The sequence below is a fragment of the Pseudoalteromonas sp. P1-8 genome, from assembly GCF_001399985.1.
In the GTDB taxonomy this organism is placed as follows: Bacteria; Pseudomonadota; Gammaproteobacteria; order Enterobacterales; family Alteromonadaceae; genus Pseudoalteromonas.
The window spans coordinates 173,644-198,127 of sequence record NZ_LJSO01000001.1 but is presented as its reverse complement, the minus strand read 5'-3'; the positions used below and the strand labels follow the sequence as shown (position 1 = coordinate 198,127).

General features: G+C 41.9%; 25 protein-coding genes. 13 read left to right on the top strand and 12 right to left on the bottom strand.

The window, feature by feature from the left end; translation table 11 throughout:
* Window positions 1–178 precede the first annotated feature (178 nt).
* The gene (gene fadE, locus AN213_RS00830) at window positions 179–2,635 is read right to left on the bottom strand and encodes an acyl-CoA dehydrogenase FadE (protein WP_055196851.1); all 2,457 of its coding nucleotides are present in this window, start codon (window positions 2,633–2,635) and stop codon (window positions 179–181) included.
* 336 nt (window positions 2,636–2,971) lie between these two features.
* Here fadE and AN213_RS00825 point away from each other — a divergent pair, with 336 nt between their 5' ends.
* Window positions 2,972–3,736: a class II glutamine amidotransferase gene (locus AN213_RS00825; RefSeq protein ID WP_054561775.1), complete on the top strand. Its 765-nt coding sequence runs from the start codon at window positions 2,972–2,974 to the stop codon at window positions 3,734–3,736.
* Between the two features lie 15 nt (window positions 3,737–3,751).
* On the opposite strand, the gene AN213_RS00820 is transcribed toward AN213_RS00825, so the two are convergent.
* The 5 genes from AN213_RS00820 to cmoA form a co-directional block, all read right to left on the bottom strand.
* Window positions 3,752–4,558: a DUF3108 domain-containing protein gene (locus AN213_RS00820; protein WP_082401575.1), complete on the bottom strand. Its 807-nt coding sequence runs from the start codon at window positions 4,556–4,558 to the stop codon at window positions 3,752–3,754.
* Window positions 4,503–5,150 (bottom strand): phosphoribosylglycinamide formyltransferase, encoded by a 648-nt coding sequence (gene purN, locus AN213_RS00815; protein WP_054551594.1) that lies wholly within the window; start codon window positions 5,148–5,150, stop codon window positions 4,503–4,505. The genes AN213_RS00820 and purN overlap by 56 nt, the downstream gene beginning before the upstream one ends.
* Window positions 5,150–6,202, bottom strand: coding sequence for a phosphoribosylformylglycinamidine cyclo-ligase (gene purM, locus AN213_RS00810; protein WP_054551593.1), 1,053 nt, complete (start codon window positions 6,200–6,202; stop codon window positions 5,150–5,152). The genes purN and purM overlap by 1 nt, the downstream gene beginning before the upstream one ends.
* 200 nt (window positions 6,203–6,402) lie before the next feature.
* The gene (gene cmoB, locus AN213_RS00805) at window positions 6,403–7,371 is read right to left on the bottom strand and encodes a tRNA 5-methoxyuridine(34)/uridine 5-oxyacetic acid(34) synthase CmoB (RefSeq protein WP_054551592.1); all 969 of its coding nucleotides are present in this window, start codon (window positions 7,369–7,371) and stop codon (window positions 6,403–6,405) included.
* A 27-nt stretch (window positions 7,372–7,398) separates the two neighbouring features.
* Window positions 7,399–8,124: a carboxy-S-adenosyl-L-methionine synthase CmoA gene (gene cmoA / locus AN213_RS00800; RefSeq protein ID WP_054551943.1), complete on the bottom strand. Its 726-nt coding sequence runs from the start codon at window positions 8,122–8,124 to the stop codon at window positions 7,399–7,401.
* Window positions 8,125–8,242: 118 nt separating this feature from the next.
* Between cmoA and AN213_RS00795 the strand changes: the two genes are divergently transcribed.
* A complete protein-coding gene (locus AN213_RS00795; RefSeq protein ID WP_054561772.1) occupies window positions 8,243–8,923 on the top strand; it encodes a DUF3334 family protein in 681 nt (226 codons plus the stop codon).
* Between the two features lie 53 nt (window positions 8,924–8,976).
* Here AN213_RS00795 and AN213_RS00790 read toward each other — a convergent pair whose 3' ends face one another.
* Entirely contained in the window at window positions 8,977–9,471 is a 495-nt protein-coding gene (locus tag AN213_RS00790) for a hypothetical protein (protein ID WP_055196849.1), read from the bottom strand.
* 153 nt (window positions 9,472–9,624) lie between these two features.
* Between AN213_RS00790 and AN213_RS00785 the strand changes: the two genes are divergently transcribed.
* Window positions 9,625–10,641 carry a DUF5924 family protein gene (locus AN213_RS00785; RefSeq protein ID WP_055021526.1) on the top strand — a complete coding sequence of 339 codons (1,017 nt, stop codon included), beginning with the start codon at window positions 9,625–9,627 and terminating at the stop codon, window positions 10,639–10,641.
* 127 nt (window positions 10,642–10,768) lie between these two features.
* On the opposite strand, the gene AN213_RS00780 is transcribed toward AN213_RS00785, so the two are convergent.
* On the bottom strand, window positions 10,769–11,263 hold the full coding sequence (locus AN213_RS00780; RefSeq protein WP_054561768.1) for a M48 family metallopeptidase: 495 nt from the start codon (window positions 11,261–11,263) through the stop codon (window positions 10,769–10,771).
* Between the two features lie 22 nt (window positions 11,264–11,285).
* A complete protein-coding gene (locus tag AN213_RS00775; protein WP_054561767.1) occupies window positions 11,286–12,134 on the bottom strand; it encodes a DUF72 domain-containing protein in 849 nt (282 codons plus the stop codon).
* Window positions 12,135–12,361: 227 nt separating this feature from the next.
* Here AN213_RS00775 and aspS point away from each other — a divergent pair, with 227 nt between their 5' ends.
* From aspS to AN213_RS00750, 5 genes are all read left to right on the top strand, one after another.
* Window positions 12,362–14,131, top strand: coding sequence for an aspartate--tRNA ligase (gene aspS, locus AN213_RS00770; protein ID WP_054561766.1), 1,770 nt, complete (start codon window positions 12,362–12,364; stop codon window positions 14,129–14,131).
* Between the two features lie 109 nt (window positions 14,132–14,240).
* A complete protein-coding gene (locus tag AN213_RS00765; protein WP_054561765.1) occupies window positions 14,241–14,447 on the top strand; it encodes a hypothetical protein in 207 nt (68 codons plus the stop codon).
* Window positions 14,444–15,034, top strand: a complete 591-nt coding sequence (locus AN213_RS00760; protein ID WP_236702869.1) for a pentapeptide repeat-containing protein — start codon at window positions 14,444–14,446, stop codon at window positions 15,032–15,034. Before AN213_RS00765 ends, AN213_RS00760 begins: the two co-directional genes overlap by 4 nt.
* 31 nt (window positions 15,035–15,065) lie before the next feature.
* Entirely contained in the window at window positions 15,066–15,650 is a 585-nt protein-coding gene (locus AN213_RS00755; RefSeq protein ID WP_054561764.1) for a GNAT family N-acetyltransferase, read from the top strand.
* Window positions 15,644–16,375, top strand: a complete 732-nt coding sequence (locus tag AN213_RS00750) for an alpha/beta hydrolase (protein WP_055196846.1) — start codon at window positions 15,644–15,646, stop codon at window positions 16,373–16,375. The genes AN213_RS00755 and AN213_RS00750 overlap by 7 nt, the downstream gene beginning before the upstream one ends.
* Before the next feature lie 7 nt (window positions 16,376–16,382).
* On the opposite strand, the gene AN213_RS00745 is transcribed toward AN213_RS00750, so the two are convergent.
* Window positions 16,383–17,270, bottom strand: coding sequence for an MBL fold metallo-hydrolase (locus AN213_RS00745; RefSeq protein WP_236702868.1), 888 nt, complete (start codon window positions 17,268–17,270; stop codon window positions 16,383–16,385).
* Window positions 17,271–17,508: 238 nt separating this feature from the next.
* Here AN213_RS00745 and AN213_RS00740 point away from each other — a divergent pair, with 238 nt between their 5' ends.
* Both AN213_RS00740 and AN213_RS00735 read left to right on the top strand, forming a co-directional pair.
* A complete protein-coding gene (locus tag AN213_RS00740) occupies window positions 17,509–18,351 on the top strand; it encodes an isopenicillin N synthase family oxygenase (RefSeq protein ID WP_054551580.1) in 843 nt (280 codons plus the stop codon).
* Window positions 18,352–18,523: 172 nt separating this feature from the next.
* Window positions 18,524–19,972 carry a DEAD/DEAH box helicase gene (locus tag AN213_RS00735; RefSeq protein WP_055196844.1) on the top strand — a complete coding sequence of 483 codons (1,449 nt, stop codon included), beginning with the start codon at window positions 18,524–18,526 and terminating at the stop codon, window positions 19,970–19,972.
* A gap of 52 nt (window positions 19,973–20,024) precedes the next feature.
* Here AN213_RS00735 and AN213_RS00730 read toward each other — a convergent pair whose 3' ends face one another.
* Together AN213_RS00730 and AN213_RS00725 are read right to left on the bottom strand one after the other, a co-directional pair.
* Window positions 20,025–20,777 (bottom strand): DUF3307 domain-containing protein, encoded by a 753-nt coding sequence (locus tag AN213_RS00730; protein ID WP_054561761.1) that lies wholly within the window; start codon window positions 20,775–20,777, stop codon window positions 20,025–20,027.
* On the bottom strand, window positions 20,774–21,388 hold the full coding sequence (locus AN213_RS00725) for a hypothetical protein (protein ID WP_054561760.1): 615 nt from the start codon (window positions 21,386–21,388) through the stop codon (window positions 20,774–20,776). The genes AN213_RS00730 and AN213_RS00725 overlap by 4 nt, the downstream gene beginning before the upstream one ends.
* A gap of 155 nt (window positions 21,389–21,543) precedes the next feature.
* On the opposite strand from AN213_RS00725, the gene AN213_RS00720 reads away from it, so the two are divergent.
* The 3 genes from AN213_RS00720 to nagA all read left to right on the top strand — a co-directional run bounded on the left by AN213_RS00720 (window position 21,544) and on the right by nagA (window position 24,435).
* Window positions 21,544–22,038, top strand: coding sequence for an NYN domain-containing protein (locus AN213_RS00720; RefSeq protein WP_054561759.1), 495 nt, complete (start codon window positions 21,544–21,546; stop codon window positions 22,036–22,038).
* A gap of 370 nt (window positions 22,039–22,408) precedes the next feature.
* A complete protein-coding gene (gene nagK / locus AN213_RS00715; RefSeq protein ID WP_055196842.1) occupies window positions 22,409–23,323 on the top strand; it encodes an N-acetylglucosamine kinase in 915 nt (304 codons plus the stop codon).
* On the top strand, window positions 23,323–24,435 hold the full coding sequence (gene nagA / locus AN213_RS00710) for an N-acetylglucosamine-6-phosphate deacetylase (protein ID WP_055196841.1): 1,113 nt from the start codon (window positions 23,323–23,325) through the stop codon (window positions 24,433–24,435). The genes nagK and nagA overlap by 1 nt, the downstream gene beginning before the upstream one ends.
* Window positions 24,436–24,484 lie beyond the last annotated feature (49 nt).

Genomic DNA, 24,484 nt, shown 5'->3' with positions numbered 1-24,484 from the left:
TTTCGTTATAAAGTGTTGCCTGTTCATAATCTAAACGCAAGTTTTACCCGTTCGATATTTGTTACAAATCATGTAAATAAATAGGGACATGAGTGTGCTAGAGGGTTTATAAACAAAAAAAACCAGCGCAATTTGCGCTGGTTTGGTTTTTCATAACAATTGGAATTGTTTTGCTAGCTTAAGCGGCGTCTGCTTTTTTATCGCTCTCGCCGCGGGCAACATTACCTGCAACTAAGTCTGCTGGGTCAAAGTCGTCAACGTTAATAACGTCAAGACGGGCTTTTTCAACAGCAGCTAGTTTGTCGGCTTCAGCTTGGCTTAAAATGCCTGCTTCTAGGCCCATTTGCGCTACTTTATCAAGCTGGAAGAAAGGCAGTTTTACGCCTTTTTCACGGCATACCTTGTCAAACAGAGGCTCAACTTCAAGAATATCTTTAAGCGTTTGCTCTTGACGGCCAACAAGGTTAAGTGGCTCGTTTTTAAGGTAAATGTAGTTAGCTAAACGGTTACGAGTTTCGCTCGGTACTTGTAATAAGTGTGCAAGTTTGTGCTCAAGCTTATCAGTAGGCTTACGAACTGGACGACCGAATGGGAATAACATGATTTTTAGCATTGCACGTAGTGGTGCAGATGGCATGTTATTAATTAAGTCAGCGAGTGCACGTTGGCAGTGGTAAAGGTGATCTTGGCAGCTCCATTGAACAAGCGCAAAATCTTCTTTTTTTCGGCCTTCGTCGTTGTAACGTTTAAGTGTTGCAGATACAAGGTATAAGTAGCTTAGTAAGTCACCTAAACGTGCAGAGATACGCTCTTTACGTTTTAATGAACCACCAAATACCGCCATGCTGATATCTGACATTAATGCTAATGATGCACTGAAACGTGACGTAACACGATAAAACTCAGCGGTTTCGTCTTTGTACGGTGTACTTGTGAAGCGAGCATTTGTTAATGCTAACCACTTAGTACGTACAAGGTTCGAAATAGTAAAGCCAACGTGACCCATTAATGCTTTATCGAATACTGCTAGCGCTTCTTCACGGTCTTCAATAGCACAAGCACCTAGCTCAGTTAACACGAATGGATGACAACGAATTGCACCTTGACCATAAATGATCATGTTACGTGTTAAGATATTTGCACCTTCAACGGTAATTGCAATTGGCGCACCTTGGTAACCGCGACCTAAGTAGTTGTTTGGACCAAGCATGATGCCTTTACCACCATGAACATCCATGCCGTGAATAGTCGCTTCACGCATTTGCTCAGTTAAGTGGTATTTGATAATCGCAGATACAACCGATGGTTTTTCACCAAGGTCAACAGCCCCTGTAGACATGCTAACAGCAGCATCAGAGCTATATGCGTAACCTGCAAGTTTTGCCATTGATTCTTCAACACCTTCCATTTGACCAATTGGTAAACGGAATTGACGACGAATACGGCTGTAAGAGCCTGTTGCAAGCGCAATTGTTTTAATGCCACCTGTAGAGTTAGACGGCAATGTAATTGCACGACCAACAGATAAACATTCAACAAGCATACGCCAGCCTTGACCTGCCATTTTCGGGCCACCAATGATGTAATCAAGTGGTACGAAGATGTCTTTACCGCGAGTAGGACCATTTTGGAATGGTACGTTTAGCGGGAAGTGACGACGGCCAATTTCGACCCCTGGAGTATCTGTAGGGATCAGCGCACAGGTAATACCAGGTTCTTTGTCATCACCTAGTAAACCGTCTGGATCTTGTAGTTTAAATGCAAGACCAAGTACAGTCGCAACAGGGGCAAGAGTAATGTAACGCTTGTTCCATGTTAGGCTAATACCAACAACTTCTTCGCCGTTCCATTGACCTTTACAAACAACACCGTAATCAGGAATTGCACTTGCGTCAGAACCAGCTTCTGGTGATGTTAAAGCAAAACATGGGATCTCTTGACCACTTGCTAAACGTGGTAAGTAATGATCTTTTTGCTCTTTAGTACCATAGTGCTGCAGTAATTCGCCCGGACCTAATGAGTTAGGTACACCTACGATAGAAGAAAGTAGCGTCGATTTACTGGTTAACTTTTGCAGTACACATGATTGTGCATAAGCAGAAAACTCTAAACCGCCGAATTCTTTTTTGATGATCATGGCAAAGAATTTATTATCTTTTAGATATTGCCAAACATCTTGCGGTAAATCAGTTAGTTCGTGAGTTGCGTGCCAGTCATCTAGCATGCTACACACTTTTTCAACAGGACCATCAATAAATGCTTGCTCTTCGATAGTCAGTTTAGGTGCTGGGTATTGGTGCAATTTGTTCCAGTCAGGACGACCACAAAACAGATCCGCTTCCCACCACGTAGTACCGGCATCGATTGCTGATTTTTCAGTATCCGACATAGTCGGGGTTACTTTTTTGAAAGCAGCGAAGATAGGTTTAATGATGTATTGTTGACGAACGCCAGTCACAGAAAGTGGCACAGCGATAAGTAAGAATAGTAGCCAACTAATTGCGCCAAACGCGCCAGCAAATGTGCCAACAAGTAAAGTCGCAACGGCAATACCTAAGCAGGTATTCCAGCTTGCTCTGTGGTAACTCGCGATACTAAGCAGCACGAGTAAACCAAGTAAAAATATGAGAGTCATTGATTATTCCTTAATAGAGGTCAGACCACCTCTTTTAGAGTAGCGCTAGAAAAGCGAATTATCAAGAGGGGAACAAGGATTAAAACGGCTTGTTTGGTGAGTTTTATTATTTTAAAAATGGCTATCAGTGCAAAAACATTTACAGCAGATGAGGAATTGTTGAGTAATTACTTATAATCAGCGCCGCTATACTTGCGATTAGTTGTGAATTGCTCAGATAGTTCTGAAAATCTCAGCATAGCAGTTGCCATCTTTAGCGCTATGATTAACAATGAGCGCAGGCAGGGATCAGCCCATCATGCCTTCCTTCGATTAGTTTTATAGGTTAAGAGTTCTATGTGTGAGTTGCTTGGCATGTCGGCCAATGTACCAACGGATATTTGTTTCAGTTTTTCAGGATTATTAGAGCGCGGTGGTAATACTGGCCCACATAAAGATGGCTGGGGCATCACTTTTTATGAAGGTAAAGGCTGTCGTACATTTAAAGATCCTGAGCCAAGCTGCCAGTCAGAAATTGCCAAACTCGTAAAAGCTTACCCAATAAAAAGTATTTCGGTGATAAGCCATATTCGCCAAGGTAATCGTGGTCGTGTATGTCTTGAAAACACCCACCCATTTACTCGTGAGTTATGGGGACGCGAGATTACGTATGCCCACAATGGGCAATTATCGAATTATCATGATTTAAAACCAGACTATTACAGGCCTGTCGGGAATACCGACAGTGAACTAGCGTTTTGCTGGCTGCTCGATAAAATTCGCGAAAAATACCCTAAGCGCCCATCAAATATGGCGTCTGTATTTCGCTATGCTGCCAAGCTTGCTCACACACTGCGTGAAAAAGGCGTATTTAATATGCTACTTACCGATGGTGTTTTCGTTTTAGCTTATTGCACCAATAATCTACATTGGATCACACGCCGTGCGCCGTTTGGCAAAGCGACATTAATTGATGCTGATATGGTGGTTGATTTTCAAAAAGAAACCACACCTAACGATGTGGTTACTGTGATTGCAACAAGGCCGCTCACCAATGATGAACGCTGGCAGAAAATGGAGCCAGGTGAGTTTGCACTGTTTAAAATGGGCGAAAAGATTTAAATAAAAGATGAAGCGCTACTCAGGCGCTTCATTACTCACTTCATTATTTGTTACGGCGACTGGCGTGGTCACGGTAAATGAATTAAGTTGCACTTCAAATTGCTCTACGCCTTTTTCACCTTTCCACATACGAACTAGCATGTAGTCCATTTCTGGGGCAAACCAAGCGAGTGCTTGACGCTTGTCGTTATCGTATAAACGTTTTACTTTAATCGCTTCTACATTGCCGATGGGCAATGAAATCATTTCTGTGCCGACAACTTCAAAGTTGTAGTTACGTAAATTGCCTTTTTTATCAACAAGTGGATAAGATAATTGCGTTTTGCCTTGTTTTAGCTCTTCGCGAACTTGCACTTGATAAGACAGTGAATCTTGAAATTCATCTGACCAATCAATTTTAAGAGGATATTTACTTTGGCTGCTTTGAACTTGTTTTTGCGTCGCATCAAATTTCAAGCTGTATTCTTTATCAGGCCCTGTGCCTGAGCGCTCCATGGTGTAACTCATTGGAGAAACTTTCTGATCATGATAAGTAAACATGGATGTTTCTTTTCGTGAGTCCGAAAAAATCATCCATTCGATTTCACTGTGATAGGTGATCACGTAGTTACCGTCAGCGGCTTTTTTCAGCTCGCGTACTGCTTTACCATGGGTTTCGCCTTTACGAAGTACATCGTATTTGGCTTGGTATTGAGTGAGGTCGCCAGCTAAAACACTGGTAGGAAGTAATAAAGTGCCCACACAAGCGAGTAGGGCACTTAGATTTTTATTCTGGGTAGTGCGCGCCGTGTGCAGGAAGTTTCTTTTCGTCAAAAACTGCATAATCTGCTTCCATCTTGAGTCGTTGTTCACTGAACCACTTGACCACCAATGGATAGATTATATGTTCTTGCTGATGAACACGTTGTGCGAGTGTCTCTGCGGTATCGTTTTCGAGTACCGGAACTTTGGCTTGAAGAACAACGGGACCGCCGTCTAGCTCTTCTGTGACAAAGTGAACACTAACACCATGAACGTCATCTTTTGCATCTATCGCTCGTTGGTGGGTATTCAGCCCTTGGTACTTAGGCAACAAAGAAGGGTGAATGTTCAACATTTTTCCCTTAAACTTTTGCACTAAGCTAGGTGTAAGAATACGCATAAAACCAGCTAATACAACTAGATTTGGTTCAAAATTGTCAATAATGTCCATTAACTCAGCATCATAGGCCTCGCGCGAATCAAAATCTTTATGGCTTAGTACACGTGTTTGTATACCTGCATTTTTTGCTCGCTCAAGGCCATAGGCGTCGGCTTTATTACTAATTACAGCGGCGATTTCGGCCTTTATCTCACCACGCGCACACGCGTCAATGATGGCTTGAAGGTTAGAACCGCTACCAGAAATTAATACAACAAGACGACAAGGGGTCATTAGTCACGACCACCTAAAATTTCTACTTGCTCTTCACCTGCTTTCGCATCTTGGATCTCACCGATATGCCATGCATTTTCGCCAAGATCTTTAAGAATTGTTAAGCTTTGCTCAAGTTTGTCAGCTGGAACAACTAAAACCATGCCTACACCACAGTTAAATGTACGGTACATTTCGTGTGTTGTGATGTTGCCGTTTTCTTGTAACCAGTTGAAAACAACAGGCCATTCCCAGCTATCACCTTTGATTACTGCTTTTGCAGATTCAGGAAGTACGCGCGGGATGTTTTCCCAGAAACCACCACCCGTGATGTGAGATAACGCATGAACGTCAACCTGCTTGAATAGCTCAAGTAGTTGTTTAACGTAGATACGAGTTGGCTCTAAAAGGTGATCGCCTAGTGTTTTGCCTTCAAGCTCTGCGCTTGTGTCTGCACCAGATACTTCAAGAACTTTACGAATTAATGAGAAGCCGTTTGAGTGAGGACCACTTGATGCAAGAGCGATTAATTGGTCGCCTGCAGCAACTTTAGTACCGTCGATAATTTTTGATTTTTCTACAACACCAGTACAGAAACCAGCCATGTCGTAGTCTTCGCCGTCGTACATACCTGGCATTTCAGCAGTTTCACCACCGATTAAAGCGCAGCCAGAAAGCTCACAGCCTTTACCAATACCTGTTACAACATCAGCCGCAGTATCTACGTCTAATTTACCAGTTGCATAGTAATCAAGGAAAAATAGTGGCTCTGCACCTTGTACAATAAGGTCGTTTACACACATAGCAACAAGGTCGATACCCACTGTGTCGTGCTTTTTAAGATCGATTGCTAAACGTAGTTTTGTACCAACACCGTCTGTGCCAGCAACCAGTACAGGCTCTTTATAGCCAGTTGGTAGTTCGCAAAGTGCGCCAAAACCACCGATACCGCCCATTACTTCAGGACGTCTGGTTTTTTTAACTACGCCTTTAATACGCTCAACAAGTGCATTACCGGCATCGATATCTACGCCCGCGTCTTTATAGCTAAGAGACTGTTTTTGTTCGCTCACAGGTTTTCCTCAAAAAAGTTGCATGTGGGTTGCTTAGAAACGCGCGTATTTTACAACAATTGCACTGGCGCGGCTAGTTGAAAAATTACTTTAACCGACTTGACAAGGACAGTTGTCCGGTTTTTTGTTTTCAAGTTCCAAGGCAAAAGTATCAGGCAAATGAACTTTTAACCTTGAAACTCGAAACTTCTCACTATTTGTTAAGCTTTCGCGGTTAAAATAGCGCGAAGAGGGGCAGGGTAACCTTCAATGGTTTTGCTGGTGTCATTTGGGTCTAAAAAGTCGACTAATGATTCGTTTTCCATCCACTGGGTTTTACGTTGTTCTTCAAGCGTTGTGATTGCGCAGTCTTTAACTTGTACATCTTTAAAGCCAACGCGCTCCATCCATAGTTTTAATGCCGCGGTGCTTGGGATAAACCATACATTACGCATTTTCGCATAGCGGTCAGTTGGCACTAAAACTGTGTGCTCATCACCTTCAACAACCAGTGTTTCAAGGACTAACTCACCACCAGGGCGAAGCTGTGCTTTTAATTGCGCTAAAAAGTCGATAGGTGAACGACGATGATATAAAACACCCATTGAAAATACCGTATCGAATGCTTTTAGCTCTGGCAGAGCTTCAACACCTAACGGCAATAAATGCACGTTTTCATCTTGGTGATAATGCTTTATCGCTTGGAATTGGCATAAGAATAAATCAGATGGATCAATGCCCACTACAAAATTAGCGCCTTCACCGCGCATGCGCCACAAGTGATAACCTGAGCCACAGCCAATATCAAGCACAGTGCGGCCTTTTAACGGTTCGATATGAGGCAGTAAACGATCCCATTTCCAATCACTGCGCCACTCAGTATCAATTTCGATACCGTGTAAGCTAAATGGCCCTTTACGCCATGGCATCATGCGCTTTAATAAATGCGTTAACTGTTTTTGCTGACCTTCAGATAGCTCATCACCGGTGCCAATTTGTACTTTATCCTGAAGATTCACATGGTTTGTGCTTACCTCAGGTAAGTTTTTCAGCACTTTTTGCCATTTCGGTAAATCACCGTGGCTGGCTTCTAGTTCCCAGTGTTTTAATTGACCAGGCAAAGTTTCGAGCCAGTGGCTAAGCGGGCTTTGTGCAATCGCAGCGTAAAATTGGTTAAACCATTGAGACATGAAATACTCTTTATATCGTTGTGATGATTACTTGATTGCAATCATCGAGCAGAAGTTAAAACATTGATACCACACTTGCGTTTGGCTAAAACCAATTTCACTTAATCGGTTTAAGTGGGTAGATAAATGATCGGGGCGCATGACATTTTCGATAGCCGTACGCTTTTGGCTGATCTCAAGCTCCGAATAGCCGTTGTGACGTTTAAAATCATGGTGTAAATCAATGAGCAAATTATCGCATTGCTCATTTTCACCTCTAATTTTTTCGCTCAGCAGCAAAACACCGCCTGGTTTTAAATTTGCATAAATCTTTTCAAGCACCGCTTGGCGCTTTTCAGGTGGAATAAACTGTAGTGTAAAGTTCATCGCGACCACAGAGGCATTCTCGATAGCTAAATCGTTGATATCACCCAGTGTAACCGTGACCGGCACATCAGAGCGAAAACCTTGTAAATGTAATTTACAGCGCTCAACCATCGCTTCTGAATTATCAACAGCAATGATATTACAGTTATCAGTGCGAATATTGCGGCGCATACTTAACGTTACAGCACCAAGAGAACAGCCTAAGTCGTATAGGTTTGAATTGCTTTGCGCGTACTCGCCAGCCAGCTTACCCATGGTGCTAACAATAGTTGCATAACCAGGCACCGAGCGCTGGATCATATCAGGGAAAACTTCTACTACATGTTGGTCAAAGCTAAAGTCTTTAACCGCTTGCTCAGTGGCATAAATACTGTCTTTTTGCGTCACGTGAACAGTCTCTTTAAAAAATAATACCGCTATTTTAGCATTTTTAACTGGATAGTCAGTGATAAATTCAGTAGCTTGGCTAGAATTATCAATAACAAGTACAAAAAAGAGAAGTTTAATGACAAAAAGCAAAGTGATCAGTACAGAAGATATCTTATCAACTCTGTGTCATTCAGTGACTGGAGTTCTGTCTTCAGCAAGCGGTAACAGTATTAGTTATTCTGCTATGGTTCAAAAAATCACCCGCACCTGTATGCGCCCAGATATTGGCTGTTTTGTATTGTTCGATGGTGGCTTTACCGGTCTTGTGGTAACAAACTTCACAGCGCAAGCAGCTATGGAAATTTACCATGACTATATGCGTAACATGGGTATGCCTGAGGACGAAATTGCACAAAGCCATTTATCAGATGATGTGGCAAACGTACTCGGCGAGCTGATGAACCAAATCGTTGGTGACTTTACGTCAAAAGTACGCGACCAGTTGCATACTTCTATCACGCAAAACCAACCTAAGATGATGGCGATTAATAAACAGGTGCAAATCTCTGTTGATACCACCATGGATAGACCACAAGCGCGCCGTGTGACCTTCACTACAGCGAAGCAAAATATCTTCTATCTAGAATTAGCCATGGATAAAACTGAGTTTATCAAACTACATGATTTTGATATTTCAGAAGCCGTTGACCCGGATGACATCATCGAAAACGAAGCTAAACAAAAAGCTGAAAAGCAAAAAGCATCATCACAAGCAGACGATGCAGATGATGATTTTATGGCAGAGCTTGGTTTGTAACCTAACGACTTGAGCTGTCAGCTATCAGCCGTCAGATAAAATAGAGGCGCGGGTCAGACCGCGCTTTTTTGTTTTTTAGAGCAATTGATAATATCTTTGTCAGGGATCCCAATTAATTTAATAGTTTCATCGTCTATTTTTTTGATTTTCGTTTTAACTGTCACTGAAGGCCCTCGAGTAAAGCTTTTAACAGACTCTGGTGAAAATAAATTGAGATCGTCTTTGATTAAATTTGTTTTATGGGTTTTAGAATCAAAGCTGATCATTATATCACCCTCGAAATCCATTTTTTCTGTGGATTCAACAGAGATAACAGAAGCCAAATCAGGGTTTTGTTTGAAATAAAATTTAAAAAAGCTTTTTGAATATGAGTTTAAATCTTTAATTGAAGTAGTTATGTGGCTATCAACTTCTAGTATTGCATCGTTTGGTAATACTGATTTCATTTTGCAAAACCATTCACCATTTAAAAAACTATAATCTTCAAATGCATTCGCAGTTGTACACTTAGAAATTAATAAAAGTATTATCAAGACTTTATACGCCATTCCATTTGTTCCTTTTAGAAAAATACTCGATGCTCGTTTGGCTTCATCAAAATACCTTACAGTTTAAAGCTTTGAACTTAAAGCTCGTTTTAAAGCCTACATTCATCCAATTTATGCTTTACTCATAAAGCCTTAAATGGATTTGATGATTACATGAATTACTTAAAAAACTTTATAACTAAATTTGTTTTCATGATGCAGAAGCGGCCGGGGTTGATGGCGGTGTTGGCTTTTTGCAGTGGTGTAGCAAGCTATGTCTTTGTTGAGCGAAAAGAATCGTTTTCGCAACTTATCTCTATTTTGCTATTAGTCACTTGGTTGTGGTTGTTAATAGATAACTGGCTAAGAGATAAAGTAGAGGAGCGTTTTGGTGTGGCGGTGTCGCCTAACGTCATGCGCTTTGCGCTGCAAGTTGTGCAGCAAGAAAGTTTGTTTTTTGCCTTACCATTTTTCTTAGCAGTGACAACCTGGGACCATGGGCAGGCCGCGTTTACCGCTTTAATTATACTTTGTGCGTTCGTTTCTGTTGTTGACCCCCTCTATTACAAAAAGCTCGCAAGACACAGTGTCTGGTTTAGTGTGTTTCATAGCTTTTCTTTGTTTGTCGTGCTGTCGGTTACCTTGCCAATTTTATTAAAGTTAACGACCAGCCAAAGTTTTGAAATAGCGCTGATCACGGCTGTTATTTTAACGATTCCAAGTCTTGGTAATTTGATGCCCAATGCTAAATGGTGGCGTTTCCCGCTGTTGGTGTTATTGCTTTGTGCATTAGGTACCGGGCTTTGGCAATTACGTAGTTTTGTGCCACCTGCGGCACTGCGTTTAACCGATATGAGCATGTCGTATCAGCTTGATGAACAAGCTCGTAAACCGCTTTCGCCAATATCAGAACTCACTGAGCAGAGCTTACATGAAAAAGGTCTATATAGTTTTAGTGCGGTAAAAGCACCGCGAGGGTTAAATGAAAAAATCTTCCACGTTTGGGTGCATAATCGAAAAGAAGTTGACCGCATAGCCTTGGATATTTCTGGTGGTCGTAAAGAGGGCTATCGAGCGTGGAGCCATAAAACGAATTTCCCTGCTAATGCTGCAGGGAAATGGGTCGTTAAAGTGGTTACCGAGTCTGGGCAGCTGATAGGGCAAAGAAGGTTTGAGGTTTCAGAAGTTTAGCTATCAGCTTTCAGCCGTCAGTTTTTAGCTGATCGAGATGGGGGATAGTTATTAGAGTTTTTGAACAACAAGAGCTCAACATTCATTCCCCAGGTTTTATGTTTTTGATAGCTGATAGCTGATAGTTTTAATACGGATTTTTCCCTTCACCTACCAGCACACTGAATATTCTTAAATCTAGTTCTAGTTGATGATATTGCGGCTCCATGTGGCAGCATAGTTGATAGAAAGCTTTGTTGTGGTCTTTTTCTTTAAAATGAGCCAGCTCGTGTACGACGAGTGCTTTGAGAAGTGGCTCAGGTGCGCGAAGTAGGTCGCTATTAATGGCAAGGTCGTGTTTTCGGGTTTTACCTTGCATACGGAAAGTATGGGTGCCTAAGGCATTCGTGACCATATCGCCTTGTTTTTTGAATGCAGCACGACCAAAAGGCAGGGCATTTTTAAGGTAGCGCTTTTTCAGCTCAGTGGCGTAACTGTATAAAGCTTTATCGCTGGTAATGCTATGCGCATCAGGGTATTTGCCCTTTAGGTAGTTAGCAGCTCTGTCGCCATTAAATAGCTGTAACACTTGCTCAATGATGTGAGGCGGGTAACCTTGAAAATAACGGCTGTAATCTTTCATATTTTCTCTGATAAATCGGGCGCTAAAATAAACTGCTTTGGCTTGCTTCGCGTTCACCCATAAAAGGTGCGAGCACGGGGTGATTGTAACCTAAATCTTGGCAAAACTGTCTTGCTAAAAGTGGTGACTGGCGATTATCTGCGGTATGAAAAAACAAATAGGGTGATTTTCCTTCATCAAGCCATTGCTTTACTTTTTTCAGCCATGGCTGGTAATACGACTTGTATTCATGTTCAAGACTGGCAATCACAAAGCGCAGCATAGGCTGATTTCCTGTTGCAATGGCATGCACAGGTAAATAAGGTTTTTTCTTTTGCGCATCAATGAGTGCATCGGTATCGGCGGGTACAGCAAATAAAGCGCGGGTATCCATACTGATACGGTCTATATTATTTTCAATTAATAGCTGATTTAAACGAATTTCTGCATCATCTTTTTGAAAGAAACCGGGGTGACGTACTTCTATACCGTAACTAAGTTGTTTGGGTAGTTGTGCAATAAAATTAGCAAGCAGTGGCAGTGCATCTGGTCCAAAGGCACGGGGTAGCTGCAACATTATTTGCCCCGTTTTAGCAAAAATTGGCTCAAATAAGTTTAGCCACGCATTAAGCTCACTAGTTATATTCGTCAGTTGTAATTCGTGACTAAAACGCCGATGAAACTTAAAAGTAAATTTAAAGTCTTCGGGTACCGCATCATGCCAGCGCAATAATGACTCATGACTTGGATCAGCATAAAAACTGGTGTTGCCCTCGACTGAGTTAAAGCATTGCGCATATTCACTGAGCATGTCGGCGCTTTTACAGTGACTAGAGAGTAAATTTCCTTTCCATGCGGTGCTAGACCACTGCGGACAACCTAAATACAGCATTAAACCAACCAATAAATTTAAACTTTAGCTAGTGTATCAAAAGAAATGTTTGCTCAGAAGTCGGGGTATATATTTAGCCCCCGACAGGCACTGCTGGCACTCGCATTTTGCGATGGTTTGGGTATAATGCTCTGCCTTAAATGATTACTTTGTATAGTGGCTTTTGCTCTCAAAATAGCGAACTCTTAAGAGCAGGCGGCTATAAGTCTTTAACTGACAGGAATACTATGCGCTCTATATATTGCGGACAGCTAAACAAATCTCACGTAGATCAAGAAGTTGAACTATGTGGTTGGATCAACAAACGCCGTGACCTTGGTGGCCTTATCTTCGTCGATTTACGTGACAGAGAAGGTTTAGTACAAGTTGTTTTTGATCCTGAAGTAGAAGGATTAATGGATACTGCGAATAAACTACGTCAAGAGTTTTGTGTGCAGTTAAAAGGTGTTGTTCGCGCACGCCCTGATAGCCAAGTAAATAAAGACATGGCAACAGGTGAAGTTGAAATTTTAGGCACAAGCTTAACCATCATCAACCGTTCAGAGCCATTACCACTTGATTTTAATCAGCAAAACTCTGAAGAGCGCCGCTTAAAATACCGTTACCTAGATTTACGTCGTCTTGAAATGAGCGACCGTATCAAACTTCGTGCAAAAGCGAGCAGCTTTGTGCGTCGTTTCTTAGATGACAACGGTTTCTTAGATATCGAAACACCGGTACTAACAAAAGCAACGCCAGAAGGTGCGCGTGACTACTTAGTACCTAGCCGTGTTCACAAGGGGAGCTTCTACGCTTTACCTCAGTCACCACAGTTATTTAAACAATTATTAATGATGTCGGGCTTTGACCGTTACTATCAAATTGTTAAATGTTTCCGTGACGAAGATTTACGTGCTGACCGTCAGCCAGAATTCACACAAATCGATTTAGAGACGTCATTCATGAGCTCTGATGAAGTGCGTGCAATGACTGAGAAAATGATCCGTGAAATGTGGCAATCATTATTAGACGTTGATTTAGGCGACTTCCCAGTAATGCCATACAGCGAAGCAATGAGTTTATATGGTTCTGATAAACCAGACTTACGTAACCCAATGCAACTTGTAGACGTTGCTGATTTAGTAAAAGACGTTGAGTTTAAAGTATTCTCTGGTCCTGCTAATGACGAAAAAGGCCGTGTTGCTGTATTAACTGTACCAGGCGGTGCTGAGCTTTCTCGTAAACAAATCGACGATTACACTAAGTTCATTGGTATCTATGGCGCGAAAGGCCTAGCATGGATGAAAGTGAACGACCGTGCTGCGGGCGTTGAAGGTGTACAATCACCAATCGCTAAGTTCTTAAACGAAGAGGTGATCAACCAGTTACTTGAGCGTACTAACGCACAATCTGGCGACATCATTTTATTTGGTGCTGACAAGCGCAACGTTGTAAACGAAGCAATGGGTGCGCTACGTCTTAAGATTGGTGTTGATTTAGGCATTACTGATCTAGATAGCTGGAAACCATTATGGGTTGTTGACTTCCCTATGTTCGAAGAAGACGACGAAGGTACATTGCATGCGGTTCACCACCCATTTACTGCACCGAAAGGTATTTCTCCTGAAGAGCTTGAAGCAAACCCAGCTGGTGCACTATCAGATGCATACGACATGGTATTAAACGGCTACGAAGTTGGTGGTGGTTCGGTACGTATTCACAATGCAGAAATGCAAGAAACAGCATTCAGAATTTTAGGTATCGAAGCGCAAGAGCAACAAGACAAGTTTGGTTTCTTACTTGATGCACTTAAATACGGTACGCCACCGCATGCAGGTCTTGCGTTTGGTCTTGACCGCTTAGTTATGTTGTTATGCGGTACTGATAACATTCGTGACGTTATTGCTTTCCCTAAAACAACTCAAGCATCATGTTTATTAACAGATGCACCAAGCAAAGCAAATGCAGATGCATTAACTGAGCTTGCTATTGATGTTGTAGCGAAAGACGCTGAATAATTCATAATAACCTGAATTATAAGACTTAATGAATAATAACCCTAAGGTGTATGCCTTAGGGTTTTTTTGTGCTTAAATGAATATTTAGTATGTTCTTCAAGGAGAGAGAATGAATATCAGTGCAACTTTAATCGGGCAAATAATTGTTATTTTAATTCCTGTGTTTGCCGCTATCAGCTATTACTTAGGTAAGCGCAAAACCTCAACACCAATCGTAGTGGCCGTTATTGGTGGGTTACTAGGGCTAATTCCATTGTTTGGTCTTATTTTTATTGCAGTACTTGCGCTTAAACAAGATATTGAGACCACCGCGTGATCGCAAGCCATTCGCTTTATTTTGAACACACCTTTGAAGCAAACCTTGCAGGGCAAACATTTTCGCATTGCGAATTTGAGCAATGTGAATTTATCGACTGTGACTTTAGCAATAGTCAGTTTGAAAACTGTCGGTTCATAGAGTGCGAGTTTAAAAACTGTAATTTAGCTGCCCTTGGGCTTAGATACACCTCGCTTGAAGAAGTAAGCTTTAAACAGTGTAAATTAACCAGCGTGCGCTTTACTGATGTTGATTGGCCACTACTCGCCAGCCGTGCTTCCGTGAGTTTTGTTGGTTGTGAACTTAGCCACAGCAGCTTTTTTGAACTTAGTTTAAAAGCTTTAAAAATGCGTAGCTGTTTTGCCAAAGATGTTGATTTTAGACATGCAGATTTATCTTCAGCTGATTTTACTGATACGGACTTTCGTGACAGCTTGTTCCAACAAACCAACCTCAGTAAGGCTAACTTTATTGGTGCCAGCCACTTCGCCATTGATATAACAGCTAACAATATCAGTAAGGCCAAATTTGAACGTTATGCCGCTTTGGATTTATTAGCAGGGCTCGATATAGAGCTGGTGGATTAAATATTATTGCTACTTAAGGTTAAGAAAAGTTATGGATTTAAGTCCCATCACCTTAGAAGGTCAATTTGTTAAATTAGTGCCGTTAACGCTTGAGCACCGTGATGCTCTAGTTAGCGCCGCTTCAGATGGAAAGCTTTGGGAGCTTTGGTTTACCTCGGTGCCTAATGAAGAACGTGTTGACGATTATTTAAGTATGGCGTTTGAACAACAGTCACTTGGTCGCGCATTACCATTTGCTGTCATCGATAAACACACCGATGAGGTGATAGGCTCAACTCGCTTTTGTAATATCGACAGTAAAAACCGCCGTTTAGAAATTGGCTATACATGGTATGCCAAGCGTTTTCAGCGTACTGGGGTTAATACTGATTGTAAAAAACTGCTGCTGAGTTATGCATTTGAAACACTTAATGTGATTGCTGTTGAGTTTCGTACCCATTGGCATAATCAGGCTTCGCGCAATGCTATTGCTCGCTTAGGGGCGAAACAAGATGGGGTGCTTCGTAATCACCAAATAATGGCTGATGGATGCGTACGCGACACCGTGGTGTTTTCAATTATTGATGGTGAGTGGCCTATGGTTAAACGTAGCTTAGAATTCAAATTAGCATGTTAAATATTAAAAAGGCGGCGCTATTGCTCGCTTTAACGCTTTGCGGGCAAACAGCCTTTGCAAATCAAACAGAGACACCGTTTGATACTGAGCGGGCACGCCATATTCCGGTGACCATTACAGCAGCCGATAGCAAATGCACGATAAAGAAGAAATGCCCCGTGGCGTTTATTGGGGCAGGCTATGGTATGGCACATACAGACTATCAATTTGCTCAGCAGGCCTTTCATCAGCATGGTTATTTAACGGTTGAAGTTGCTCATGAGTTAAAAGGTGATCCGAGTTTAAACCCTGAGCCACCATACATGACTACCCGTATGGAAAACTGGCACCGTGGTGTGCAAACCCTTGAGTTTTTAGCCGTAGAACTTGCAAAGCGTTACCCTGCGTATGACTTTAATCAGCTCACTTTATTTGGGCACTCAAATGGGGGAGATATTGCAGCATTATATGCCGCTATTTATCCCGCTAAGGTGTCTAAGCTGATCACCCTTGATCATCGCCGTATGCTGACCCCAAGGAACAAAAATATTGCTGTACTGACACTACGCGGTAGCGATTACCCAGCAGATGACAACGTATTGCTAACGCCGCAAGAGCTCGCTGTATACCCAGTGACGCAAATTAAGCTTAAAGATTCGCGCCATAACGATATGTATGATGGTGGCCCAAAATCGCTTGTTGCACGTATGAGTGAAGAACTTAACGCGTTTTTATCTCGCTATTGATGCTCAGTTAAAACTGAGCATCAATGTCGCTGCGAAAATTAAAATAACCCATCTCGACAAGGTTGTTATACACACCCTTAATATTCAGTGGTAGCCATTGCTGGTACATTTTTAAATGGCTGTATTTAGGCAAGCTTATTTCTTTTTGTAAGGTCGCAAGGTTTTTACCTTTTAACATGCCATCGCGCACGGCAGTGTGTAAGTCTTGAATATAGTGTAAGTACGAGACAACATCATCGCGGTTGCCAGTATCTGCATGGCCACCTATAAATGCAGCAAACGCAGGTTCATTTAGCACCGCTTTGGTTGAATGCAGCATGCCGTTAATATCGTAACCAATCAGGTTTTTATATGGCATGCGGCCAAGCACAATCCAATCAACAACATAAAGTACGTTAGCAGGCATAAAGCGCATACTGACATTGCCTCGGCCATTATTAGGCCCATAATATTTCAGCTGCACGTAACTATCACCTAAATCGACTTTTAGTGTATCGGTAAATGTAAGATCAGGCAGGGCAGTAGGCACTTTATTTAATTTAAGGTCCTCAGCTGCAAATTGATGAGCAACGACCGTGGTGTTGTTATCGATTAGCTCATTACCGCCCATCGCATGGTCAACATGGCTATGGCTGTACAGCATAAATTTGATTTCGGCGTTAAAGGTTTTCTTGATATAGCTTTTTAAGTATTTTGCGGCATCGCTATTAATAGGATCAGTCACTAAGGCCTGGTTATCAACAATCATAAAAGCGCTGTGATAATGGCCAGCACTAAAGCGATATACGTTGTCTTTAATATTTTCGACTTTATAGTTTGCTTGTTCTGCACAGATGGCCTGATTGGTTACAAGTATCAGCGCACTGAAAAGTAAGATTTGCATATTTTTGAACATTAGCGATCCTTTTGCGTTGAAATGTGTCTAATTAACCATATCAAAGTTTAGGTAATAGTACATATTATACTACTTAAGGGGTTAGTTGATCTGTATCAAAGTTAAGGAGCTAAGCAAGGTGGGGCGGACATAAGTCCTTATGTTTTTGCCTGTGTTTCTCTATCCTCGCGAAGCGCTATAATGAAGAAATGCTATGCTTAGCACAGACTTCTAGAACCTTATTCACTGGAAAAGACAAATGCAACATTTACCTACCGTTGATTATAAAGCGAGCGATGCGGCCGCTCAATTTGTTGAGTCACTAAGAAACACAGGTTTCGGTGTATTAAAAAATCACCCAATCCCTCAGTCATTAGTTGAGTCTATTTACAAAAATTGGCAAGAATTCTTTAATTCTGAGCAAAAGCACGAGTTTTTATTTTCAAAAGAAACACAAGATGGTTACTTCCCACCATCAGTGTCAGAAGTTGCAAAAGGCTTTACCGTTAAAGATATTAAAGAGTATTACCACGTTTATCCAAAAGGCCGTGTTCCAGCACAGCTAGAAGAAGAAATCCGTGAGTACTACCGTTTAGCGAATGAGTTTGCAGCAACATTATTAAGCTGGGTTCAAGCTGAAGCTCCAGAAGAAGTGCGTGCTAAGTTCTCTATCGACCTTAAAGATATGATTGCTAACTCTGAGCAAACACTCCTGCGTATTCTGCATTACCCTCCAATGACAGGTGATGAAGAGCCAGGTGCAATCCGTGCAGCAGCGCATGGCGATATTAACTTACTAACTGTATTACCTGCGGCAAATGAGCCAGGTTTACAAGTACAAAAAACAGATGGTGGTTGGTTAGACGTACCATGTGATTTTGGTAACCTGATCATCAATATTGGTGACATGTTACAAGAAGCGTCAGGTGGTTACTTCCCATCAACGATTCACCGCGTGATCAACCCAACGGGCAAAGCGTCAACGAAATCACGTATTTCGTTACCATTATTCTTACACCCGCGTCCTGATGTTGTGCTTTCTGAGCGTTACACAGCAGACAGCTACTTACAAGAGCGTTTACGCGAACTTGGTGTTAAGTAAAGATAGGTTATAAGAATAAAGCGGCATTTGAGCCGCTTTTTTTATGTCTTAAATTTGTCTGCTAAGCTCAGCATTAAGTGTTAGTTTGCAAATAATTCCATGCATTATTGACTATCCTAGGTATAATGCGCGCACTTCGCCGTATCGGCTGAATTTTTTAAAGAGAGATAGTATGAGTTTTGATGGGTTAGGTTTATCACCAGCTTTAGTAAATGCAGTTTTAGAAAAGGGCTATGAAGCACCAACGCCTATTCAATCACAAGCTATCCCTGCGATCATTGAAGGCCGCGATGTTATGGCCGCAGCGCAAACTGGCACAGGTAAAACAGCAGGTTTTACGCTGCCGTTAATTGAGCGTTTGTCAAAAGGCCCTAAAGCGGGTGGCAACAAAGTACGCGCATTAGTATTGGCACCAACCCGTGAGCTGGCTTTACAAGTAAGCGAAAATGTTGAGCAATACGCTAAACATTCAAATGTTAGCTCATTTGTTGTTTATGGCGGCGTTAAAATTAATCCGCAAATGATGCGCCTTCGTAAAGGTGTTGATATTTTAGTTGCCACACCTGGTCGTTTATTAGACCTACACAATCAAAATGCTGTTAAGTTTGATGATTTAGAAGTGCTGATCCTTGATGAAGCCGACCGTATGCTTGATATGGGCTTTATACATGACATCAAACGTATCATTGCTAAATTGCCTGCTAAACGTCAAAACTTGATGTTCTCAGCGACTTTCTCAGATGAAATTCGTGAACTAGCAAAAGGGCTCATTAACGACCCCGTTGAAATTTCAGTCGCGGCAAAAAACACCACAGCTAAAACGGTTGCTCAATCTGTATATGCGGTAGATAAATCACGTAAAACAGCATTACTTAGCCATTTGATCCGTACCAATAATTGGCAACAAGTATTAGTATTTTGCCGTACCAAGCATGGTGCAAACCGTTTAGTTAAGCAGCTTGAACGCGATGATATTGTGGGTGCTGCCATTCACGGTAATAAATCGCAAGGCGCTCGCGTTAAGGCACTCGAAGGTTTTAAATCCGGTGAAGTGCACGTATTAGTTGCAACCGATATTGTTGCCCGTGGTCTAGATATTGTTGAGCTGCCTCACGTTGTTAACTACGATTTACCGAATATTTATGAAGATTACGTACACCGTATTGGCCGTACAGGCCGAGCGGGTGCATCGGGTCATGCTATTTCGTTTGTAACAGTAGATGATGCCGACGATTTATATGGTATTGAGCGCTTTATTGGTGAGCTTATTCCGCGTGCAACAGAAGCAGGTTTTGAGCCAAGCAAACCGGTTGCTGAAAAGCCGCTAGATACGCGTCCAATCAAGCCGAAAAAGCCAAAGAAACCGAAAAAGCCAAAAGCACCAGCTCAAGATGGTCAAGGTGCAGCAAAACCTGCACAAAAGCCAAAACCTAAATCGCAAAAGCGTCCTTCACAAGGTAAGTGGCAGGGTAAGGGTAAAGAGCAGGGCCAAAACCAAAAAGGCGCTAACAACGGGAATAAATCGAATAACACTAAACCAGCAGGTAATAAACCTGCGGGTAATCGTCAGCGTGTATCGGGACCATCTCGCCCAAGACGTAAACCCGCTGCGGATAGTTAATAACAGTAAAAACAAAAAACGCGCAATTGCGCGTTTTTGTTTTTCTAAGCGATTAAACGAGTTTAATGCAATATAAGGTGGCGACACCAATAAAGAGTGTTACGGTGACACTTAACAAAGTGCCCAGCATGACATATTCAGTGAGTTGTTTTTCGCTACTTTCTTTTAAATCACCAAATCGAAAGATCGACTTGGCCGCTAGCAGAAAGCCCACGCCGCCGTATTCACCTAGCAAAATAAAGCTCAACATTAACACTCGCTCGAGCAAGCCTATAAAATGCCCCGCAGCAGGAATACTGCCTTCATTGTTTATCTGAATATTGATTTTCTCCAGCATCATGCGAATAAACACAGAGCTTGGGTTGAGCACCAATAAATAAGCTGCAATAACAAACAAGGTTTCGAGGGCAATCAGCTTCTGCCACGCTAAGCTATAAAATTCATTCTTATCACTAAGCCAAACGCTCAGCATTACAATCACAACAAGATGTGCCAATTGGTCGAGTAAAAACGGCACTACGCCTTTATTTGAGTATGACTTTGCCAAGTCAATGACATAGTGGCTTAGCATAATCGCACCAGCTGCTAACAATACACGAGAGAACTCTTGCCAGCCGTATGTGTATTCCCACAGTGTGAGTACAGCTAAAGAGGTCACACCATGTGTCAATACGTGCAAATAGAGCTTACTGGCACGAAAGTGACGGTTGTTTCTGTCGTGTACCCAGCTCATTGGCTGCCAATAAAAGTCAGCAAGTAAGTGACCTAGTACTAACGCGGTGAGTAATAGAGCAAAACTGGTCATAACAATCCTTTGAGTGTGGTTTGGCTGTAATTTATAAAGCGCTCGATAAGTTGATAATGGGCTAGGTTGAGTAACTTAGTGACATTCTCTCGGCTAGTATTAAGCTCTTTGGCAAGCTCTGCATGGCTATTGTTCTCGGCGGTTAAATAATAAAACAGGGCATTAGCCTGCTTTTGACTCATTTTTTCAAGCAGGACTTCGACAAGCGCAATATTAAGCGCAAAGCCTTCTTCAAGGGGGTTATTTTCAATATTAAACACTAAGCGTTGCTGGCTCATGTTATCTAAACCACGGCCTGATAAGGTATAAGCACTGCCTGTGGCTGTTTTTATATCGGCGCGTGGGTTGTCGAGTGAGCCAATAGCCAAGCTTTGTCGCAGCTCATAATTGGCTGCCTTCATTTGCAAATACAACAAGATGGCTGCATGACATACAAGCTCAGGCTCTGTTAGCTGTAATTGCAATGCATCGCCACGGTAAATGGTAAAGCTTGCGTTAAAGCGCTTAGCAACAAAGCGTAAGCTTTGATCGAGCTGATAAAGCATGGCGTCGTATTCTTGTTGTGGAATTTTTTGTGATTTAATTAAATCACCGCTGATCACCGCAATCATTATGATCCCTTAGATTAAGTAACTTAATTTAGTTACATCGCGATAAGTAACCAAATTTGGTTACTTTATTTTATGTAACCAATTTAGGTTACTTTTTCGTAAATATCAACCTAGATATGCTACAGTGAACACAAATCACTAAAAACAGAAAAATTATGTCAGTAGTTGATAAGCCAAGAGTCGGTATCTTTGTAGATGTACAAAACATTTATTACACCTGTAGAGAAAGCTACAAGAAAAATTTTGACTACAATGCCTTTTGGGCGCAAATGAGCGAACGCTACCAAATCGATTGCGCCATTGCGTATGCAATTTACCGTGGGGATGAAAAGCAATCGCAGTTTCAAAATATTTTGCGCGCAATTGGCTTTGAGGTAAAACTGAAACCTTTTATTCAGCGCAAAGATGGCAGTGCGAAAGGGGATTGGGATGTTGGCATTACCATTGACATGCTAGAACATGCCAAGCAGCTTGATAAAATGGTATTACTTTCGGGTGATGGTGATTTTGCATTATTACTTGGTCACTTAGCAAATAAGTATCAGCTACCGTGTGATGTCTATGGGGCAGAGCACCTTACCGCTGATGTTTTAAAGCAAGCTGCTGCTGAATTTCATTGTATTGATGATTCACTGCTACTATCAAGGTAAAAAAATATTCCTATAAAAATAAAATGTTTAACTAAAGTATTATTTCGGCTAAGCTAACATTAGCTACACTTGATGATAAATAAAGGAATAGTCACGCACAACGCACTAAATTATGCAAAAAAGCATAAATAAAGGTGTTATAGGACATTGTTGATGTGGTTTCTAATTTTCTTGTCTGTTAAATAAAGCGTTTTAATTCAATAAATTAAAAATAAATATGAAAGTTATACGAATTTTTATAAAAAATATAATGACAACGCTGTCATTTGTTGTGTAACATTAAATCAACAAAGGTTGAGATGATTTCGCATTCTGATAAGAAAAATAATGCGATTTAGACAAAAACTAAACGAAGGCTAGGGGTCGTTAAATGATGGCGAAGAGTGTGAATGAGGACCAATTGTTTATTGGTATCGATGGTGGCGGAACGAAATGTCGAGCAACTATCTACTCTGTTAAACAAGGTGTATTAGGAACTGGCCTAGGTGGTCCTGCAAATCCATTACATGGTTTGGAACGTACTCTCGAATCAATTATGGTCTCAACACAATTAGCACTTCGTGATGCGGGTTTACCGCTTGAAACCGTTCATCAGCTTTATGCCGGCTTAGGTTTAGCAGGCGTAAACCTACCAAGCTTGTACGACAAGATTATGGAATGGGAGCATCCATTTAAACAAATGTTCCTCACCACTGACTTACATACAGCCTGTATCGGCGCCCATGAAGGGAGTGATGGTGCGGTTATCATCACAGGCACTGGCTCTTGTGGTTTTTCTTGTGTAAATGGTCGCACAACTAACTTTGGCGGTCATGGCTTTGCTCTAGGCGATAAAGGCAGTGGTGCCTGGATGGGTCTTGAAGCAATAAAAGCAACCTTGTTAGACCTTGATGGCCTAGGTGAAGTAACAAATCTGACTAACGTGATCACCGAGCATTTTGCAGCTGACAATGCGATGGCGATTGTTGAGAAAATGTCTGGTCAGCCTTCGAGTAGTTTTGCCAAATTAGCCCGCTATGTATTTGAAGCCGCCAATAACAATGACAAAGTTGCTGTTTCGATTGTTAAAGAGGGTGCTGATTACGTTAGTAAATTAGCTCAGCGTTTATTAGAGAATAACCCACCACGTTTATCTATGATTGGTGGCTTAGCTGAGCCATTAAATAAGTGGCTTGCAGAGGATATTGCGAAACGCGTTGAATCTCCTATTCAACCACCGGAAATGGGCGCTGTGTATTTTGCTCAGCAATCTGTGCTTGAACAAAACCAAGAGGTAAGTTTGTAATGACGATTTATCATGCAAGATCATTGTTTACCGGTGACGAATTTTTATCTGATGTGTATTTTAGCGTCGACAATGGTGTGTTTAAGCGTGTTGAAGCAAATGCTAATGCCGTTGCATTAACGGGTTTAGTGGCACCCGGTTTTATTGATGTACAAGTGAATGGCGGTGGCGGGGCGTTTTTTAACGCTGAACAAACGCCAGATTGCTTAGATAGAATAGCCAAAGCACATGGTCAGTTTGGTTCAACAGCGATTATGCCCACGCTGATTACCGACCAAGTCGAAGTCATGGCAAAAGCGGCCGATGCCACTGCACAAGCAATTGCTGAAGGTGTTCCTGGCGTAATGGGTGTGCACTTCGAGGGGCCACACCTTTCATTACCTAAAAAAGGCACCCACAGCGAGCAATTTATTCGACCTATTACAGAGCAAGAATTTGCGATTTATGCCCGCCAAGATCTAGGCATTAAAATGGTAACCCTAGCACCTGAGAATGTCAGTGCTGATGATATCGCGCGCTTGGTTGAGTGTGGTGTAAAAGTATCAATTGGCCACACCAATGCAGACTTTGCGACCACCAATGCAGCACTTGCGGCAGGGGCTGATGGTTTTACCCACTTATTTAATGCTATGTCAGCATTTACATCACGAGAGCCGGGTGTTGTAGGTGCTGCACTTTGGGATGATAACAGCTGGTGCGGCTTAATTGTTGATGGTCACCATGTACACCCATCATCAGCAAAATTAGCAATTCGCAGTAAACAGCGCGGAAAAATTATGTTAGTTACAGATGCAATGCCACCTGTAGGGACTGACGATATGGAGTTTGATTTCTTTGATGGTCGTAAAGTTATTCGTACTGGCGATAGATTAAATTCAACGACCGGTGAATTAGCAGGCAGCGTACTTGATATGGCAAGTGCGGTGCGCAACACAGTGAACACATTGGATGTTAGCCTTGCTGAGAGCTTACGTATGGCATCACTTTATCCTGCACAATATTTAGGTTTACATAAAAAAGGTCGCTTACTGAGCGGGTTCGACGCTGACTTTGTGGTGTTAGACGCACAGCAAAATGTACAAGCCACCTTTATTGCTGGAAAAGCGCTATAACAAGCTTCCCTGGTAAAAACCCCGCCGTTGTATCGCGGGGCTTTTTCTA

Coding starts and splice junctions, on each gene's coding strand:
- fadE (WP_055196851.1), bottom strand. CDS start 2,635: ATGACTCTCATATTTTTACTTGGTTTACTCGTGCTGCTTAGTATCGCG.
- AN213_RS00825 (WP_054561775.1), top strand. CDS start 2,972: ATGTGTGAGTTGCTTGGCATGTCGGCCAATGTACCAACGGATATTTGT.
- AN213_RS00820 (WP_082401575.1), bottom strand. CDS start 4,558: ATGCAGTTTTTGACGAAAAGAAACTTCCTGCACACGGCGCGCACTACC.
- purN (WP_054551594.1), bottom strand. CDS start 5,150: ATGACCCCTTGTCGTCTTGTTGTATTAATTTCTGGTAGCGGTTCTAAC.
- cmoB (WP_054551592.1), bottom strand. CDS start 7,371: ATGTCTCAATGGTTTAACCAATTTTACGCTGCGATTGCACAAAGCCCG.
- AN213_RS00795 (WP_054561772.1), top strand. CDS start 8,243: ATGACAAAAAGCAAAGTGATCAGTACAGAAGATATCTTATCAACTCTG.
- AN213_RS00790 (WP_055196849.1), bottom strand. CDS start 9,471: ATGGCGTATAAAGTCTTGATAATACTTTTATTAATTTCTAAGTGTACA.
- AN213_RS00785 (WP_055021526.1), top strand. CDS start 9,625: ATGAATTACTTAAAAAACTTTATAACTAAATTTGTTTTCATGATGCAG.
- AN213_RS00780 (WP_054561768.1), bottom strand. CDS start 11,263: ATGAAAGATTACAGCCGTTATTTTCAAGGTTACCCGCCTCACATCATT.
- AN213_RS00775 (WP_054561767.1), bottom strand. CDS start 12,134: ATGCTGTATTTAGGTTGTCCGCAGTGGTCTAGCACCGCATGGAAAGGA.
- aspS (WP_054561766.1), top strand. CDS start 12,362: ATGCGCTCTATATATTGCGGACAGCTAAACAAATCTCACGTAGATCAA.
- AN213_RS00765 (WP_054561765.1), top strand. CDS start 14,241: ATGAATATCAGTGCAACTTTAATCGGGCAAATAATTGTTATTTTAATT.
- AN213_RS00755 (WP_054561764.1), top strand. CDS start 15,066: ATGGATTTAAGTCCCATCACCTTAGAAGGTCAATTTGTTAAATTAGTG.
- AN213_RS00750 (WP_055196846.1), top strand. CDS start 15,644: ATGTTAAATATTAAAAAGGCGGCGCTATTGCTCGCTTTAACGCTTTGC.
- AN213_RS00745 (WP_236702868.1), bottom strand. CDS start 17,270: ATGTTCAAAAATATGCAAATCTTACTTTTCAGTGCGCTGATACTTGTA.
- AN213_RS00740 (WP_054551580.1), top strand. CDS start 17,509: ATGCAACATTTACCTACCGTTGATTATAAAGCGAGCGATGCGGCCGCT.
- AN213_RS00735 (WP_055196844.1), top strand. CDS start 18,524: ATGAGTTTTGATGGGTTAGGTTTATCACCAGCTTTAGTAAATGCAGTT.
- AN213_RS00730 (WP_054561761.1), bottom strand. CDS start 20,777: ATGACCAGTTTTGCTCTATTACTCACCGCGTTAGTACTAGGTCACTTA.
- AN213_RS00725 (WP_054561760.1), bottom strand. CDS start 21,388: ATGATTGCGGTGATCAGCGGTGATTTAATTAAATCACAAAAAATTCCA.
- AN213_RS00720 (WP_054561759.1), top strand. CDS start 21,544: ATGTCAGTAGTTGATAAGCCAAGAGTCGGTATCTTTGTAGATGTACAA.
- nagK (WP_055196842.1), top strand. CDS start 22,409: ATGATGGCGAAGAGTGTGAATGAGGACCAATTGTTTATTGGTATCGAT.
- nagA (WP_055196841.1), top strand. CDS start 23,323: ATGACGATTTATCATGCAAGATCATTGTTTACCGGTGACGAATTTTTA.